Annotated in this window: 18 protein-coding genes; 8 read left to right on the forward strand and 10 right to left on the reverse strand. The window is 71.0% G+C overall.

The window, feature by feature from the left end; translation table 11 throughout:
• Nucleotides 1-2 precede the first annotated feature (2 nt).
• The 3 genes from ACFWU3_RS13955 to ACFWU3_RS13965 form a co-directional block, all read right to left on the reverse strand.
• Nucleotides 3-1,349 (reverse strand): DUF692 domain-containing protein, encoded by a 1,347-nt coding sequence (locus ACFWU3_RS13955; protein WP_384435855.1) that lies wholly within the window; start codon nt 1,347-1,349, stop codon nt 3-5.
• A 131-nt stretch (nt 1,350-1,480) separates the two neighbouring features.
• Nucleotides 1,481-2,263 (reverse strand): DUF4142 domain-containing protein, encoded by a 783-nt coding sequence (locus ACFWU3_RS13960; RefSeq protein WP_384435858.1) that lies wholly within the window; start codon nt 2,261-2,263, stop codon nt 1,481-1,483.
• A gap of 108 nt (nt 2,264-2,371) precedes the next feature.
• On the reverse strand, nt 2,372-3,088 hold the full coding sequence (locus ACFWU3_RS13965; RefSeq protein ID WP_384435861.1) for an aminoacyl-tRNA hydrolase: 717 nt from the start codon (nt 3,086-3,088) through the stop codon (nt 2,372-2,374).
• Between the two features lie 80 nt (nt 3,089-3,168).
• On the opposite strand from ACFWU3_RS13965, the gene ACFWU3_RS13970 reads away from it, so the two are divergent.
• Nucleotides 3,169-3,843 carry an AIM24 family protein gene (locus ACFWU3_RS13970; RefSeq protein WP_313943520.1) on the forward strand — a complete coding sequence of 225 codons (675 nt, stop codon included), beginning with the start codon at nt 3,169-3,171 and terminating at the stop codon, nt 3,841-3,843.
• Between the two features lie 145 nt (nt 3,844-3,988).
• On the forward strand, nt 3,989-4,648 hold the full coding sequence (locus ACFWU3_RS13975; RefSeq protein ID WP_384435864.1) for an RraA family protein: 660 nt from the start codon (nt 3,989-3,991) through the stop codon (nt 4,646-4,648).
• Nucleotides 4,649-4,712: 64 nt separating this feature from the next.
• Here ACFWU3_RS13975 and ACFWU3_RS13980 read toward each other — a convergent pair whose 3' ends face one another.
• A complete protein-coding gene (locus ACFWU3_RS13980; protein ID WP_384435867.1) occupies nt 4,713-5,450 on the reverse strand; it encodes a flavodoxin family protein in 738 nt (245 codons plus the stop codon).
• A gap of 300 nt (nt 5,451-5,750) precedes the next feature.
• On the opposite strand from ACFWU3_RS13980, the gene ACFWU3_RS13985 reads away from it, so the two are divergent.
• The 3 genes from ACFWU3_RS13985 (at nt 5,751) to msrB (ending at nt 7,802) form a co-directional block, all read left to right on the forward strand.
• Nucleotides 5,751-6,671 (forward strand): NADP-dependent oxidoreductase, encoded by a 921-nt coding sequence (locus ACFWU3_RS13985; protein ID WP_384435870.1) that lies wholly within the window; start codon nt 5,751-5,753, stop codon nt 6,669-6,671.
• 145 nt (nt 6,672-6,816) lie between these two features.
• A complete protein-coding gene (locus tag ACFWU3_RS13990; protein ID WP_384435873.1) occupies nt 6,817-7,269 on the forward strand; it encodes a DUF5709 domain-containing protein in 453 nt (150 codons plus the stop codon).
• An 86-nt stretch (nt 7,270-7,355) separates the two neighbouring features.
• Complete coding sequence (gene msrB, locus ACFWU3_RS13995; protein ID WP_384435876.1) at nt 7,356-7,802, forward strand: peptide-methionine (R)-S-oxide reductase MsrB; 447 nt, start codon at nt 7,356-7,358, stop codon at nt 7,800-7,802.
• 39 nt (nt 7,803-7,841) lie between these two features.
• Here the strand turns inward: msrB and ACFWU3_RS14000 are convergent, their stop codons facing one another.
• The 5 genes from ACFWU3_RS14000 to ACFWU3_RS14020 all read right to left on the reverse strand — a co-directional run bounded on the left by ACFWU3_RS14000 (nt 7,842) and on the right by ACFWU3_RS14020 (nt 11,020).
• Nucleotides 7,842-8,138, reverse strand: a complete 297-nt coding sequence (locus ACFWU3_RS14000; protein WP_384435879.1) for a DUF6510 family protein — start codon at nt 8,136-8,138, stop codon at nt 7,842-7,844.
• Between the two features lie 11 nt (nt 8,139-8,149).
• Complete coding sequence (locus tag ACFWU3_RS14005; RefSeq protein ID WP_384435882.1) at nt 8,150-8,893, reverse strand: ferredoxin reductase; 744 nt, start codon at nt 8,891-8,893, stop codon at nt 8,150-8,152.
• Nucleotides 8,863-9,462: a molybdopterin-dependent oxidoreductase gene (locus tag ACFWU3_RS14010; RefSeq protein WP_384435885.1), complete on the reverse strand. Its 600-nt coding sequence runs from the start codon at nt 9,460-9,462 to the stop codon at nt 8,863-8,865. The genes ACFWU3_RS14005 and ACFWU3_RS14010 overlap by 31 nt, the downstream gene beginning before the upstream one ends.
• Nucleotides 9,463-9,600: 138 nt before the next feature.
• Nucleotides 9,601-10,437 (reverse strand): polysaccharide deacetylase family protein, encoded by an 837-nt coding sequence (locus tag ACFWU3_RS14015; RefSeq protein ID WP_384436167.1) that lies wholly within the window; start codon nt 10,435-10,437, stop codon nt 9,601-9,603.
• 97 nt (nt 10,438-10,534) lie between these two features.
• Nucleotides 10,535-11,020, reverse strand: coding sequence for a MarR family winged helix-turn-helix transcriptional regulator (locus ACFWU3_RS14020; RefSeq protein ID WP_384436170.1), 486 nt, complete (start codon nt 11,018-11,020; stop codon nt 10,535-10,537).
• 257 nt (nt 11,021-11,277) lie between these two features.
• On the opposite strand from ACFWU3_RS14020, the gene ACFWU3_RS14025 reads away from it, so the two are divergent.
• Nucleotides 11,278-11,805, forward strand: coding sequence for a hypothetical protein (locus ACFWU3_RS14025; RefSeq protein WP_384435888.1), 528 nt, complete (start codon nt 11,278-11,280; stop codon nt 11,803-11,805).
• A gap of 140 nt (nt 11,806-11,945) precedes the next feature.
• The gene (locus ACFWU3_RS14030; protein ID WP_384435891.1) at nt 11,946-13,412 is read left to right on the forward strand and encodes a S1 family peptidase; all 1,467 of its coding nucleotides are present in this window, start codon (nt 11,946-11,948) and stop codon (nt 13,410-13,412) included.
• A 142-nt stretch (nt 13,413-13,554) separates the two neighbouring features.
• Here the strand turns inward: ACFWU3_RS14030 and ACFWU3_RS14035 are convergent, their stop codons facing one another.
• Complete coding sequence (locus ACFWU3_RS14035; RefSeq protein ID WP_384435894.1) at nt 13,555-14,052, reverse strand: MarR family winged helix-turn-helix transcriptional regulator; 498 nt, start codon at nt 14,050-14,052, stop codon at nt 13,555-13,557.
• 97 nt (nt 14,053-14,149) lie between these two features.
• Between ACFWU3_RS14035 and ACFWU3_RS14040 the strand changes: the two genes are divergently transcribed.
• Nucleotides 14,150-14,563: an organic hydroperoxide resistance protein gene (locus tag ACFWU3_RS14040; RefSeq protein ID WP_313943508.1), complete on the forward strand. Its 414-nt coding sequence runs from the start codon at nt 14,150-14,152 to the stop codon at nt 14,561-14,563.
• The last annotated feature ends 357 nt before the right edge of the window (nt 14,564-14,920 follow it).

The following is a 14,920-nucleotide window of genomic DNA, read 5'->3' on the forward strand; positions in this document are numbered from 1 at the left end:
GGTCACCTCCTCACCAGCGCGGCCCGTGCCGCCCGGACGATGCGGGCGGCGCGCCGGGGCGGGTGCGTTCCGGCGCGCTCCTCCCACCACCGGGTCAGCAGCCGGCGGGCGCTCTCGTCGGCGGGCTGCCCGGCGACGAGCAGCTGCTCAGCGAAGTCGAGCGCGTCACGCCGGTAACCGGCCTGCATGGGGCGGTACTTGGCGTAGTCGAGGAAGGCGGGCCGGTAGCCCGTGCCGAGGATCTCCGGCAGTTCGGGCGCGACCTTGGCGACGACGTCGGCGCGCTTGGCGGCGAGCGCCCGGCTCTGCACACGGAGCCGCTGCGGGTCGAAGCCCTCGGGAGCGGGCGTCCCGGCGACCAGGGCGGAGAGCAGGGAGGCCTGGGCGATACCGACGCGCTCCCGGGCCCCGGGGTCCACCTCCCCGACGGCGGCGCGCACGCCGACGTCCATGGTCCCCGGCGCCGCGCGCACGCCGTCGCCGGCGAGGACCGTGCCTGCCTCGTCGTCGGCGCGGGCCGCGGGCCCGGCGCCGTTCACCACCGTCGCGCGGACGGTCTCCAGTTCGGCCGCCAGCGCCCCCGGCGGCGGGAAGTCGTCGTCACGCTCCAGCAGGACTCCGGGCGGCGCGACCCGGGACCTCAGCTCGCGCAGGACCGAAAGGACCGGTTCGGTGACCGGGTGGGCGTGGGTGTCGTGCCAGACGCCGTCGCGTTCGACACCGCCCGCGACATGGACGTACCGGATCGCCTCGACCGGCAGTTCGTCGAGCGCCTTCGCCGGGTCCTCACCGCGGTTCACATGGTTCGTGTGGAGGTTCGCCACGTCGATCAGCAGGCCCACGCCGGTGCGTTCGACCAGCTCGGCCAGGAACTGGCCCTCCGTGAGCTCCTCGTCGGGCCAGGAGATCAGCGCGGCGATGTTCTCCAGCGCCAGCGGCACCGGCAGGAGGTCCTGCGCGATGCGCACGTTCTCGCAGAGCACCTTGAGCGCGTCCCAGGTGCGGGGCACCGGCAGCAGATGGCCGGCCTCGAGCTGGGGGGATGCGGTGCGCACACCGCCGGCCCGGACGAACGCGATGTGCTCCGTCACGAGCGGCGAATCCAGCGCCACGGCCCGCTCCGCGAGATCGGCCAGTTTCTGCTCCGAGGGACGGTCCGCGCCGCCGAGACCGAGGGAGACCCCGTGCGGGACGATCTTGGTGCCGCGCGAACGCAGCCGCGTCAGCGAGGCGGGCAGATGGCCGGGGCAGACGTTCTCCGCCACGACCTCGACCCAGTCGAGGCCCGGCAGGCCCTCCACGGCGTCCGCGATCTCAGGACGCCAGCCGATTCCGATACCCAGTTCCATGGGAAGTCCCCTCCTCTGCCCACTGCGCCGTGTGACGGTGCGTGCAGGGCCTATGGCCCCGCAGGACGGCGGTGAATCCGGAGGAGGGGACGTTCAGAGGTTCATTTGAGGTTGCGGCCCGGCCGGACCGACTAGCCCGCGGGCTGCGGTTCCGGCGCCTCCGGGCGGTTGGTGTTGACCGTGCCCGGCGCGACCGGCGAGGGCTTCGAGGTGACGGACTGGTTGCCGGACGGCTCCACGGGCGCCGGCGCCGGCGGCAGGTTGCCGTCCGGCGGCGGCGGGCCGGTGGGGCTCGCGGTCACGCCGGTGGCCGCCTCGTTGGCGATGGCGTCGAAGTCGACCATCCCGGTGTTCTCCAGCATGGTGATGTGGTCCAGCACCGTGATGTTCGCGTCGGTCGCGAGCTGCCGGATCAGTGTGTTCCGGGTGGTGTGCCGGACCTGCGCGACGAGAGCGAACACCTTGCCGTGCGCGTTGCGCAGTAGGTTGGCGAACTTGTACTCGTACTCGCGCCCGCTGGCCGCCGAGAGTTCCCGCAGCCAGCCCTGCTGGATGTCGTTGGGCTGGTTCGGCAGCTCCACCCCGAGCTGCGCCGCCACGGTGCGGGCCCGCTTGTCGAGGTCCGAGTGACCGACGATCAGGTGGTCACCGGCGTCCTTGATCGCCTTCGTGGGGGCCCGCTCGATCGCCTGCTGCCCCGCGGGCAGCTCCCAGAGTCCCGCCAGCCGGACCTTCACCAGGAAGTCGCGGTCGGTCGCCGTCAGAGGTCCCCACTGCGTCGCCACCGAAGAGGCGTTGATGTTGTCCTGGCCGGTGCCGGAACGGTCCGCGTACGACCACACAGGGAACGCCAGGGCCCCTACCGTGGCGACCAGGGCCGCGATGATGAGTGCCGTCCCGTTGATGCGCCGCAACAAAATGCCTCCTGAGCCGATGTGCTACACCGCAAACCAACCGCCAACTGAATCCGTGTTCAATGCATTCGGCGGTACTGAGAGGTACGTAACGCGGCGGCGGAGTGTTCAACTCCGGAGCGAGGGATGATCGGCGACCACGGTGCAGGAGCCCGGAGCGATCTCCGTGAAGCCGGCGTCACGCACCACGGGCAGCCCGCTGACCGTGAGTTCCTGCCACCGGGCACGCCCCGGGGTGCGGACGGACAGCCGAAATCCCGTGTCCCGCCACGACTTGCGGTCGGCGTCCGACAGTTCCCACCACGCCAGCTGGGCGCCGTGCCCGGCCTGGGCCATCGCCTTGCCGGCCGACATGTCCAGTTCGGGGCTCAGCCACAGCACCGGCTCTCCCGGGCCCGGCTCGGCCGGCGGCTCCGGATCGTCCAGATCCGTGCCGGAAACCTGTAGTTTGGCCAGCTCCTTGGGCCAGCCGTCGAGCGGCACCGGCGGGAAGACGCGTACCTCCGTCTCCTCGCCCGTCACCGTGATCCCGGGAAGCGCCGACGCCTTGCGCCACTCCGCGCCCCGCGCCCGCCGGACGACCTTGCGGATACGGGCGTCCTGCCAGTCGCGCATCGCCTGCGCCCACTCGCCGTCCCCGGCCGAGCGGTCGTCGGACAGGATGGTGAGCACGGCCCGTGCGGCGGTCTCCAGCGCGTCGGTGCGCGCCGGGGGCGCGGCCTTCTCGATCCGCACGACCAGCGGCAGCACGTACTGCGGGGCTTCGTCGCGCGAGACGCTCTCGTGCCGGAAGGGACTGTCGGGGCTGATGTCTTCGCTGCTCACACCGCCAGTCTGCCAGCCGCTCCGGACCCGTTTCGCGGGGCTGTTGGCGGAACGGACGCGTCCGGGCGACGATGCACCCCATGAAAAGCGATCTTTTTGCCTCGGAGAACATGGCGCAGCAGGCCACCGTGCCCGGAATGACCCTGCAGAACGCCAAATCGGTCAAGTACGCCGTGAACGGTGAGATGCACGCGCGGCAGGGATCGATGATCGCCTACCGCGGAAACCTCCAGTTCGAGCGCAAGAGCCAGGGCATCGGCGGCATGCTCAAGCGTGCGGTCACCGGTGAGGGCCTGGCGTTGATGGCGGTGCGCGGCCAGGGGGAGGCGTGGTTCGCGCACGAGGCGCAGAACTGTTTCATCGTCGACATCGACCAGGGCGACGCCCTGACGATCAACGGTCGCAACGTCCTCTGTTTCGACGCCACACTCTCGTACGAGATACGGACGGTGAAGGGCGCCGGCATGACCGGCGGGGGCCTCTTCAACAGTCTCTTCACCGGCTACGGGAAGCTCGCCGTCATCTGCGAGGGCAACCCCATCGTCATTCCCGTCACCGCGCAGCAGCCCGTCTACGTCGACACGGACGCGGTCGTCGGCTGGAGCGCCCAGCTGAACACCTCGCTGCACCGCTCCCAGTCCGTCGGCTCGATGATCCGCGGCGGCTCGGGCGAGGCCGTCCAGCTGATGCTCCAGGGCGAGGGCTTCGTGATCGTGCGGCCCAGCGAGCTCACGGCGCAGCCCGCGTCGAACTGACGCGGCGGTGATCGTGTAGCCGCCGCCGGTTCGGCGGCGCAAGATGGAGAGTGCTGCTGAAGAGCTCGCCGAAGGCGTCGGCACGCCATCCGGCGCCGCCGTGCCCGCGCCGCAGGCAGGGCTGGGCGGACGTGCGGGAGGTCCGATGGTGGAGGAAGCGCCGCGACTGCGCGAACTCGCGGCTCGTGTGCACACCGCAGACGTCGTCGACGCCATGGGGCGATTTCACCGGCACCGATGCCATCTGATGGATCTCAAGAGCCCCACGCCGGATCGCCTGCTCTTCGGGCCGGCCGTCACCGTCTCGTATCTGCCGTCGTGCGAGAAGTCCCTGCCGGCGGACCGGTACAACTTCACCGAGCTCTTCCGTGAGGCCATCCGCGACGGCGGGCAGGGGCGGGTGCTGGTCCTGGCGAGCAACGGCTACCCGGACGCGTCACTCGGCGGCAAGGTCAAACTCTCCCCGCTCGCTGCCCACGGGCTCGCCGGGATCCTCACGGACGCCCGCCTGCGGGACTTCACCGAGCTCGCGGAGTACGAGTTCGCCGCCTACTGCAGCGGCGAGGCCGTGCACTGGGGCGGCAACGCCGTCACGCCGTACGAGGCGAACCGGCCGGCGGTGGTGTCCGGAGTGGTGGTGCGTCCCGGTGACTACGTGTTCGCCGACGCGGCCGGGGCGGCGATCATCCCCGGGGCGGAAGTACGGGCGATCCTGGAGGAGGCCGTGCGGGTGGTGGACGAAGAAGCGCGCTTCGTCGAGACGAGCCATGGCGAGAGCGGATCCGCCGGCGGGCCGAAGCAGTAGGCGCGGGGGGTCCCGCTCCGACCGGCGGGCACCCGGGCGACCTGCCCGCCGGCCGCCGGCCCGCTCACCGGTGTTCGGGGTTCGGCTGGTCGAAGCGTGCGCCCGCGTCCCACTCGGTGCGCTGGTTGCCGCGGGCGGGGATGCCGCCCGCCCGCTTGATCATGGCGGCGAGGTGCATCAGGTTCCAGGTCATGAAGGTGACGTTGCGATTGGTGAAATCGTTCTCGGGGCCGCCCGATCCGGGGTCGAGATACGAGGGCCCGGGGCCGGCCTCACCGATCCAGCCCGCGTCCGCCTGCGGCGGGATCGTGTACCCGAGGTGCTGGAGGCTGTAGAGGACGTTCATGGCGCAGTGCTTCACCCCGTCCTCGTTGCCCGTGATCAGACACCCGCCGACCCGCCCGTAATACGCGTACTGGCCCCGGTCGTTGAGCAGCGACGAGCACGCGTACAGCCGCTCGACGACCTGCTTCATGACGGAGCTGTTGTCGCCCAGCCAGATCGGGCCGGCCAGGACGAGGATGTCCGCCGCGAGGACCCGCTCGTACAGGGCGGGCCACTCGTCGCTCGGCCACCCGTGCTCGGTCATGTCCGGCCACACGCCGGTCGCGATGTCGTGATCGACGGCCCGTACGACGTCGACCCGGACCCCCTGCGTCTCCATCAGCGCCCGGCTCTTGTCGATGAGTCCCTGGGTGTTGCTCACCTCGGGCGACCGCTTGAGCGTGCAGTTGACGACGAGGGCGCGGAGGCCGTCGAAGCGGTCGGGAAGCGCGTCGGCGGTCTGCTGCTGGGCGGTCACGGAGCCCTCCTGGATTCGGTCACCGTGCCGTTCACGGCGGTGCGACGCCGTCCATGGTGCGCTCGGGGCCCCTGCCACGGCCGTTACGGCGCGGGGGGCGACGGACGACCACACCACCAGCCCAACGGCCGGGCGGGGCCGCACTCCGTGAACCACGCCCCGGCGACCACGGGAGGTCGGGCGGCGCGGCGGTGTGTGCGTCCGGCCGAGTTGCCCGTGCCACGGCCGGGTGGTTGTGTCGATGGATGGGCGTGCGCGCGGGGTGACCGATGTGATCCTTCGTCACAGAGAGGACCTGCCATGCAAGCCATCACCGTTCGAGACCGCGACGCCGGTCTCGGTGGACTCTCTCTGACGGACATGCCCTACCCGCATGCCGCCGAGAACGACGTCATCGTGAAAGTCCACGCCGCAGGGTTCACGTCCGGGGAGCTCGACTGGCCGGGGACGTGGACCGACCGCGCCGGCCGCGACCGGACCCCGAGCGTGCCGGGCCATGAACTGTCCGGTGTCGTCGTCGAACTCGGTTACGGAACGACCGGCCTCAGCGTCGGCCAGCGGGTGTTCGGACTGACCGACTGGACCCGCAACGGCTCACTGGCCGAGTACACCGCCGTGGAGGCCCGCAACCTCGCGCCGCTCCCGTCGGACGTCGACCACGTGGTGGCCGCGGCGGTGCCGATCTCCGGGCTGACCGCGCAGCAGGGCCTGTTCGGCCACGGTCGTCTCATGACGGGGCAGACGGTACTGATCCATGGTGCCGCGGGCGGCGTCGGATCGATCGCGGTGCAGTTCGCGCACGACGCGGGAGCGCGGGTGATCGGCACCGGGCGGGCCGGCGGCAGGGACGTGGCCCTCGGTCTCGGCGCGGATGTCTACCTGGATCTCGAGAACGATCGGCTGGAGGACGCCGGCGAGGTCGACGTGGTGTTCGACGCGATCGGCGGAGAGGTCCTCGACCGCTCGGCGGCGCTGGTGCGCGCCGGTGGCACGCTCGTCGCCGTTGCCATGCCGCCCACGGTCCGTCCCGAGGACGGGCGCGCGGTCTTCTTCATCGTCGAACCCGATCGCGCCGGGCTCCTGGATCTCGCCCAGAGGCTCCGCGACGGCAGGGTGAAGCCGATCGTCGGATCCGTGCGGCCGCTCGCCGAAGCGCCGAACGCGCTCGGCCCCGGCAGGCGCACCCGCGGCAAGACGATCATCCGCGTCGCGGAGGACTGAGCGAGGCAGGACTCACTCCTTCCACATTCCCGTGACGGCCAACAGCGTTACGCTGGGTGGAACGATGCATTCCGGGATGGCGGCGTCCCCCGGGCCGCTGTTCAGCTCTCGCCGGGGCGCATCCCACGGCACGAAGGACTCAGCGATGGCATCGACGAGCGAGTCGGAAAGCCCCGAATCGGCGGGGCTGCTCAGATCCCAGGAGGGTCTGGACGACGAGGAGATCGGCGACTTCCTGGACGCCGGGTACTCGCCGCCGGAACGGCCTCTGGGTATCGGCGAGTGGGGCGTCACGGCCCGAGAGGCGCTGTCGCACGAGGACCTCGACCATCGGCTGGCCCGGGAGGTCGGCGAGAACACCGTCGACGAGGGTGACGGAATCGGTGACGCCTCGGACACGGATGGCGAGCTGATCGACGACGAGGTGGGCGACGAGCGGGCGGGCCGTCTGCTGGCCTGGGACACCGACGTGACGGGCGGGCGGCGCTACGACGGCTACGACTACTGGGCGCACGACGTGGGCATCGACGGCGGCGCCGCCTCCGCGGAGGAGGCCGCGGTGCATATCGTGCCCGACCCCGAGGACCAGCAGCGCTGAGATCGGCAGCGGTCGATCGGCGCGGTCGCTTCGGGGCGCTCGTCGACTCGGTGCCGTCCGTCCGAGGATCCGCCCCAGGAGGTGCCATGCCCGAGTACGTCAAGAACCCCGAGGCTGTCGCGCAACTCGCACCCGAGCAGTACCGGGTCACGCAACAGGACGGCACGGAGCGCGCGTTCGCCAACGAGTACTGGGACAACAAGGAGCCGGGCGTCTATGTGGATGTCGTCTCCGGTGAGCCCCTGTTCGCTTCGGCGGACAAGTACGACAGCGGCACGGGATGGCCCAGTTTCACCAAGGTGATCGACGCGGAGAACGTCGTCGAGCGGCGGGACGCCTCGCACGGGATGCTGCGTACCGAAGTCCGCTCGGCCCACGGCGACAGCCACCTCGGCCATCTGTTCCCCGACGGTCCCCGGTCCGCGGGCGGACTGCGCTACTGCATCAACTCGGCTTCCCTGCGTTTCATCCACCGCGACGACCTGGAGCGTGAGGGCTACGGGACCTATGCGGGCCTCTTCGGGACGGCGTGAAGGAACGCGCCGACGTGGGCAGGCGTGTTCAGCGCCTGCTCACTGGTCGTCCATCGGAATGGCGAGCGCCGCGGTGCCGCTCATGTCGAGCCAGACCTCGCCCCTGCCACGGACCATGCGCATCATGACCTCCCCGCATCCCGGGCAGCGGGCGACGCGGCCGGGGCCGCGGTCGTACACATGCAGCCCGCCCAGGGGCCCGGTACGGGTGCAGTGCGCACACCGGCTCATCGCCGCGGTGACATCGACCGCGAAGATCTCGGACAGCGGTCCCGCGAGCGCGTTGCCGTCCGTGTAGCTGGGCCCGCTGAACGCGTGGCCGGCTGAAATCGTCATGTCACCCTCCGCTAGCCGAAGCGTTCTGTGCGGACGCGATCAGGGGAATGGCCGAGAAGGACCAGGTAGGCGGCGGCCTTCTCGACGAAGCCGGTGGGGCCGCAGACGTAGCAGGTCGGCTCGAAATCCGGGGGCCAGCCGTGCCGCGCCAGGTCGTCCGGCTCCACGCGCCCCGCCGGCCGGGGCCATCCGTCGGGTGTCACCCGTGTGTAGACGTACGTCATGTCCAGGCCCGGAGAGCCCTTGCGCAGTTCGTCGGCATAGAGACGGTCCGCCGGATCGCGTACGGAGTACAGCAGGCGGAACGGGACCCGGCTGCCGATCGACGACCTCGTACGGATCATGGACATCAGCGGCACGATCCCGGAGCCGCCCGCGACCAGCAGAACCGGCTCCGACTGCTCGGGCTGCCAGACGAACCAGCCACCGACCGGACCGCGGATCTCGACGAGGCCCCCGACCAGCAGCGTGTCCACGAGATAGGGGGAGACCTCCCCGTCATCGATGCGCTGCACCGTGAGTTCCAGCTGCTCGCCGTCCGCGACGGAGGCGATCGAATAGCTGCGCTGCGTGCTGTACCCGTCCTCGGCGGTCAGCCGCACGTCGACGTGCTGACCCGCCAGATGGCCCGGCCAGTCCGGCACGTTCAGCACGAGCGTGGTCGCCGTTCCCGACTCCGTACGCCGGTCCTCCACCTGAGCGGTTCGCCAGCGCAGACGGTCGCCTAGTCGCCCCTGTATCGCTGCTCTTGCCATGGGTCTCCGTAGTTGTGGTAGCCGGCGCCCTCCCAGAAGCCCGGTTCGTCGTCCAGTCGGAGTTCGATCGCGCGCACCCACTTCGCGGACTTCCACAGATACAGATGCGGAACGAGGAGCCGGGCGGGCCCGCCGTGCTCGGGCGCCAACTCCTGGCCGTCGTAGTCGTGCACGATCCACGCCTGGCCGTCGAGCAGGTCCTCCAGCGGGAGGTTGGTGGTGTAGCCGCCGTAGGAGTGGACGAGGGCGAAGTCCGCCGCTGTCTCGACATCCGCGAGCAGGACGTCGAGGGACACTCCTCGCCACTCGGTGTCGAACTTGGACCACTTGGTCACGCAGTGCAGGTCGACCGTGGGCGTCTCCATCGGCAGCTTCTGCAAGGCTGCCCAGTCCCACGTGTGCCGCCGGCCGTCCTCCGCGACGACCGCGAGTTCCCAGGTCTCCAGCGGCACATGGGGAGTCGGGCCGGTCGAGAGCACCGGGAAGTCGTACGTCTCGTACTGGCCGGGCGGCAGCTTCTTGCCGTCGGTGGGCCGCCGGCCGTGGAATCCTGGCGAAATGATGGGCATGCGCGCATCGCCTTCCTCAGCGCAGGACGCGCTTCGAGGACAAAGGGCTCCCTTGCCCTGAAGGCCTGTACCCAGCATGCGCCTGAGGGCGGCGATCGCTCCACTCGAAGCGGCCGGGGGCGAGGCACCGGACAGAGCCTAGGCCCGGCCCCTCCGCATCAGCTCCGAGACCTTGACCAGGCGATAGCCGCGCTTGCGCAGTTCGGGGACGATCTTCCGGACCGCCTCTTCGGTGACCGGGGCCGCGCTGCGCGTGCAGTGCATCACCACCAGTGATCCGGGCTTCACCCCGGCGAGCACCTGTTCCGCGACCGCGTCCGCGTCCGTCGCGAAGGCGTCCCCGCTGACGACGTCCCACTGGACGGCGGTCACCTGGGCCGGGGCGATGGCCCGCAGCGCGGCGTCGTCGTAACAGCCGCCCGGGAAGCGGAAGTACGGCACGGTGTTGCGCACCCCGGCCTTCGAGAACGCGGCGAACGCCCTGTCCACATCGGCCCGCATCTCGCTCCTGGCCACCGTCGGGAGGCCGTAGCAGGAGTCCTTGAAGGCGTGGTGGCTGTAGGAGTGGTTGGCCGTCTCGAAAAGCGGGTCGTTGCCGATCCCCCTCGCCTGATCCGGATACTGCTCGGCCCAGCGGCCGGTCATGAAGACCGTCGAGGGGACCTTCAGCTCCCGCAGCGCGGCGATGAGCCCTGGGTTGTCGAAGCGCTCGCCGTCGTCCGCCCGCGGTCCCTGATCCGCCGTCATGTCGGCGTCGAAGGTGAGCGCGACGGTCATGTCGCCCGTCGCGGTGGAGGAAGCGGCCCGCTCGAAGACGGGTGTCACCCCGCCCGGACCGGGGGCGAGTGTCGGCGGGCCCTGCTTCGGGCGCTGCGCCGGGGGCTTTCCGGGATGGGGCGACGCAGCGGCGGCCTTGCCGGGGGAGGGCGGGGCGGACGAAGCCCCGCTTCCGCAGCCGGCGAGCACGGCACCCAGGGCGGCCACGGCCGCAACTCTTCGTACGATAATGATCACTGACGGAAAATATACGATCATTCCATCTGTGATGGGACACGGCGCTCGGTGTCGGGTTCTATGTGCCGGAGGTCCAGCCGAGCGGGTGCAGTTCCACCGGTCCGGACGGGGCGTCCGGCTCGCCGCCCGCCTCGGAGAAGGCGTTCAGCGCCGCGATCAGGGACGCGCGCTGCTCCGGTGCCAGGCGCTCGACGATCGTGCTGATCTCCCCGCGCCGTTTGGTCATCACCTCGTCCACGATGCGTGCCCCCTCCGGGGTCAGCCGCAGCTCCGTCTCCCGGCGGTTGCCGGGGTTGGTCCGGCGGTCCACCAGGCCGACGGCGATCAGCCGGTCCACCATGCGCATCGCCGTCGAGGGGCTGACGGCCAGCCGTTCCGCGAGCAGGACGAGCTTGGCGGCGCCGTGCGTGGACAGCACGACCAGCAGCCGGAACTGGGGGAGCGTGACCCGGTCCTCCACTGCGGCGAGGGACCGCGCCGAGATCGCGACCAGCAGCCGGGAGGCCGTGAGCACCGCACCGGTGACCGCCTCCACGTCGTCCATCCCGTCGGCGCGCGGCCCGAAGCGGGGACCGCCCGTCTCCCGGTCGTGACCGATCGCGCCGGGCTGCTGTGTCTGCTCCTTCATGGGCCTCTTTCTACCCTGCCGCCGCGGCCGCCGCCGATGAACGTGCCCCTCGCCCGACCCGTACTCATGGCGGGGCGCCGCCCGGTTTCCGGTGGCGGTACCGCTCTCTTGCATTGTGCAATGATGCCCGGCGGGGGCTCGCCGACGTCCGGGCCCTGTTCGGGAGGAATGCGATGACGGTGTCCCCGAGAGCGGGAGTTCTCGCCGGCCTGGCCGACGTGCGCGCGGTGCCCGCGGACCGCGGCGGCGCGCTGTGGCGACTGTCGGAGGCGGGCAGGCAACTGGACGCCAACATCATCCGCGTACCACCCGGTGACCGGGTCGCCCGCCATGCGGAGGCGGACCTGGACGTCCTTCTCTGTGTACTCGACGGCAGCGGCGAGCTGGAGACCGACGCCGGCCGGCAGCGGCTGGAGGCCGGTTCCCTGGCCTGGCTCCCGCGCGGCAGCCATCGTGCGCTGTTCGCCGGAGCGGACGGACTCGCCTACGTCACCGCGCACACCCGCCGTCCCGGGCTCGCCATCCGCAACGCCTCAGCCTCCCCCGTCGCCGCCGTTTCCGCGGAACCGGAACGGAAACCGGAACCCGAAGGCGGCGAAGCGGCCTGCCTGCTGAACCGGATCTGTCCCGCCTGCGATCGTCCGGCCGAGGCAATCGACGCACGTTACTGCACCCGTTGCGGCAGTTCACTGGCGCCCTGAGCGCTTTCTGACGAACCATCAACAAGGTTCTTTTGCTTGTGCGATGAGAACAACACGCGCCTCATGCGTATCCAAGGGCGGACGCGTCCCCCGGTGTCCATCGGCAACCGGACTCCGTACCCCCTACAGGAGGCGACGAGTTGAGTCACAGGCGAATAACCAAGCGAAAGGCCGTTCTGGCGGGAGCGGGTGCCGTCGGCATCGCCGCGGCTGCCATCCTGCTCCCACAGGCCTACGCTGGGCAGGACGGTTCCCAGTCCGAGGCGGCGTCGGCTCCGAAGAAGATGAGCGCCGCCTCCGCGGCAGAGCTCCTCCAGCAGCTCGGCCGGCAGCTCGGCGAGTCCTACGGCGGTGCGTACTACGACTCCGACAAGCAGCAGCTCGTCGTGAACGTCGTGGGCGACAACAACAACGTCGTCGTCCAGGTCAAGAAGGCCGGCGCGGTGCCGAGGAGCGTCCAGAACAGCGCCACGAAGCTGACCGCGGCGAAGAGCACGCTCAGCAAGCAGGCCACGATGGCCGGCACCTCCTGGGCCGTCGACCCGCGGAACAACCAGGTCCTCGTGACGGCGGACCGCACCGTCGCCGGCGAGCGCTGGGACAGGCTGGAATCCGCCGTGAAGGCCCTCGGCCCCGGCGTGGCCCGCATCCAGAAGTCCGCCGGCGAGTTCAAGACCTTCCTCGAGGGCGGCGACGCCATCTTCGGTGGCGGTGCGCGCTGCTCGCTGGGCTTCAACGTGACCACGCAGGACGGCAGCCCCGGCTTCCTGACCGCCGGACACTGCGGGGTCGCGGCCGAGCAGTGGTCCGAAGAGGCGAACGGCGAGCCGATCGGCACGGTCCAGGAAGCGGTGTTCCCGGGCGAGGGTGACTTCGCGCTGGTGACGTACGACGACCCGGCCACCGAGGCCCCGAGCGAGGTCGACCTCGGCAACGGCCAGACGGTCGCGATCACTCAGGCGGCCGACGCGGCCGTGGGCCAGGACGTGATCCGGATGGGCAGCACCACCGGCCTCAACGACGGCCAGGTCACCGGACTCGACGCCACCGTGAACTACCCCGAGGGCACCGTCACCGGTCTGATCCAGACCAACGTGTGTGCTGAGCCGGGCGACAGCGGCGGCGCGCTCTTCACCCAGGACGGCAGTGCGATCGGTCTCACCTCGGGCGGCAGCGGAGACTGCACCTCGGGCGGCGAGACCTTCTTCCAGCCGGTGACCACGGCTCTCGCGGCGGTCGGCGCGCAGATCGGTGACGGCGCGGGCGCCGGAGAGGGCGCGGACGGCGGCGCCGAGGCCAATGCCGGTGCCGAGGCCAACGCGGGTGCCGATGGCGGCGCCGAGGACAACGGTGGTGCCGAGGCCAATGCCGGTGCCGAGGCCAACGCGGGTGCCGATGGCGGCGCCGAGGACAACGGCGGCCTCGACGGAGGCGTCCAGGACAACGGCGGTGCCGAGGCCAACGCCGGTGCCGACGGCGGTCTGCAGAACAACGGCGGCGCTGACGGCAACGGTGGCGCCGACGACAACGGCGCGGGCGGCGACGGCGGCGGCGGGAACGACGCGGGGGGTGACGCGGCCGGCGACGGCGCGGGCGGGCACAACTGAGGCCGAGTCCCGCCGCGGACACCCGCAGACGAGGAGCCCCGGACATCGGCGGATGTCCGGGGCTCGTCCGTGTCCGGGGTGTCCGGTGCGTCGGTCGCGGACCTGCGTCCCTGCGTGCACGCCGTGCCCGCCCCGCCGGGCGTCAGTCGTCCTCCGTCAGGCAGGCCGCGGCCTCCAGCCCGGTCGTGTCCAGCGTGGCGGTCAGCGCTTCCAGCTCGGAGCGCAGCGCGCGGATCCGCTCCACCGTCAGCCCGGTGGCCTCGCCGATCCTGCGGGGCACGTCCAGAGCCTTCTCCCGCAGCTCCGCGCCCGCCGCCGTGGGCCGGGCCGTCACGGAGCGCTCGTCCTCCTTGCTGCGCCGACGCTCCACATAACCCGCCGCTTCGAGCCGCTTGAGCAGCGGGGACAGGGTCCCGGAGTCCAGACGCAGATGTTCGCCGATCTGCTTGACGGGCAGCTCGCCGTGTTCCCACAGCACCAGCATCACCAGGTACTGCGGGTAGGTGATCCCCAGATCCTTGAGGGCGACCCGGTAGACGCTGTTGAACGCCCGGGACGCGGCGTGCAGCGAGAAGCAGATCTGGTGGTCGAGGCGGAGGAAGGCCTCGTCCGGCACATCGGTCAGTGGCGTCTTCTCCATGCACCCAGCATACCTGCGCCCCATTGAGTTGTGCACAACTTAGTTGTGTGCTCTACTTACGCCATCGGTTCGCAACGGACGAAGAGGGATGCATTTCATGGACGCGATCTACACCGCAGTCGCCACCGCCAATGGCCGTGAGGGCCGCGCCGTCAGCTCCGACGGTCAGATCGACCTCCCGCTCGCCTTCCCCGCGGCGCTGGGCGGCAACGGTCAGGGCACCAACCCCGAGCAGCTCTTCGCCGCCGGTTACGCGGCCTGCTTCGCCAGCGCGATGGGGGCCATCGGCCGGCAGGAGCGGATCGACGTCAAGGACGCGTCCGTGACCGCCGAGGTCAGCATCGGCAAGGACACCGACGGCGGTTTCGGTCTCTCCGTGATCATGCGCGTCGAGCTTCCGGACCACCTCCAGGGCGAGGCCGGCCGTGACCTCCTGGAGAAGACCCACGCGTACTGCCCCTACTCCAAGGCGACCCGCGGCAACCTGCCGGTCGAGCTCGTCATCGAGTAGTCGCCTTGCGCAAGGTGAAGCCCGGGACAGGGAGTTACCGGACATGTCCCGGGCTTCGCCGGTTGCTCCAGAATTCTGGGAGCGCTTCTGGAGACGGCTCCATCGTGCGGCGCGTCCGCCACGGGCGCACGCCGGGAGCGTCTGACCAGGGGATCCCGCCCGGACGGCCGGACCGGCGCCCGCCGGAACCCACGGTGCCCGCGGCCGACGGCGGGCGTCTCGGGGTGGCCGGCCCGGGGCTCACGACGGCCCCGGCGCGGAGCTCACGACGACTGCTCGCGACGCCCGCGGCCCGCGGCCCGGGGGTCGAGACGGCAGCCCCGGACGGGCCACCCCGCGACGCCCGCCCGGGCCGCA

It is taken from the genome of Streptomyces sp. NPDC058685 (assembly GCF_042714725.1).
GTDB lineage: Bacteria > Actinomycetota > Actinomycetes > Streptomycetales > Streptomycetaceae > Streptomyces.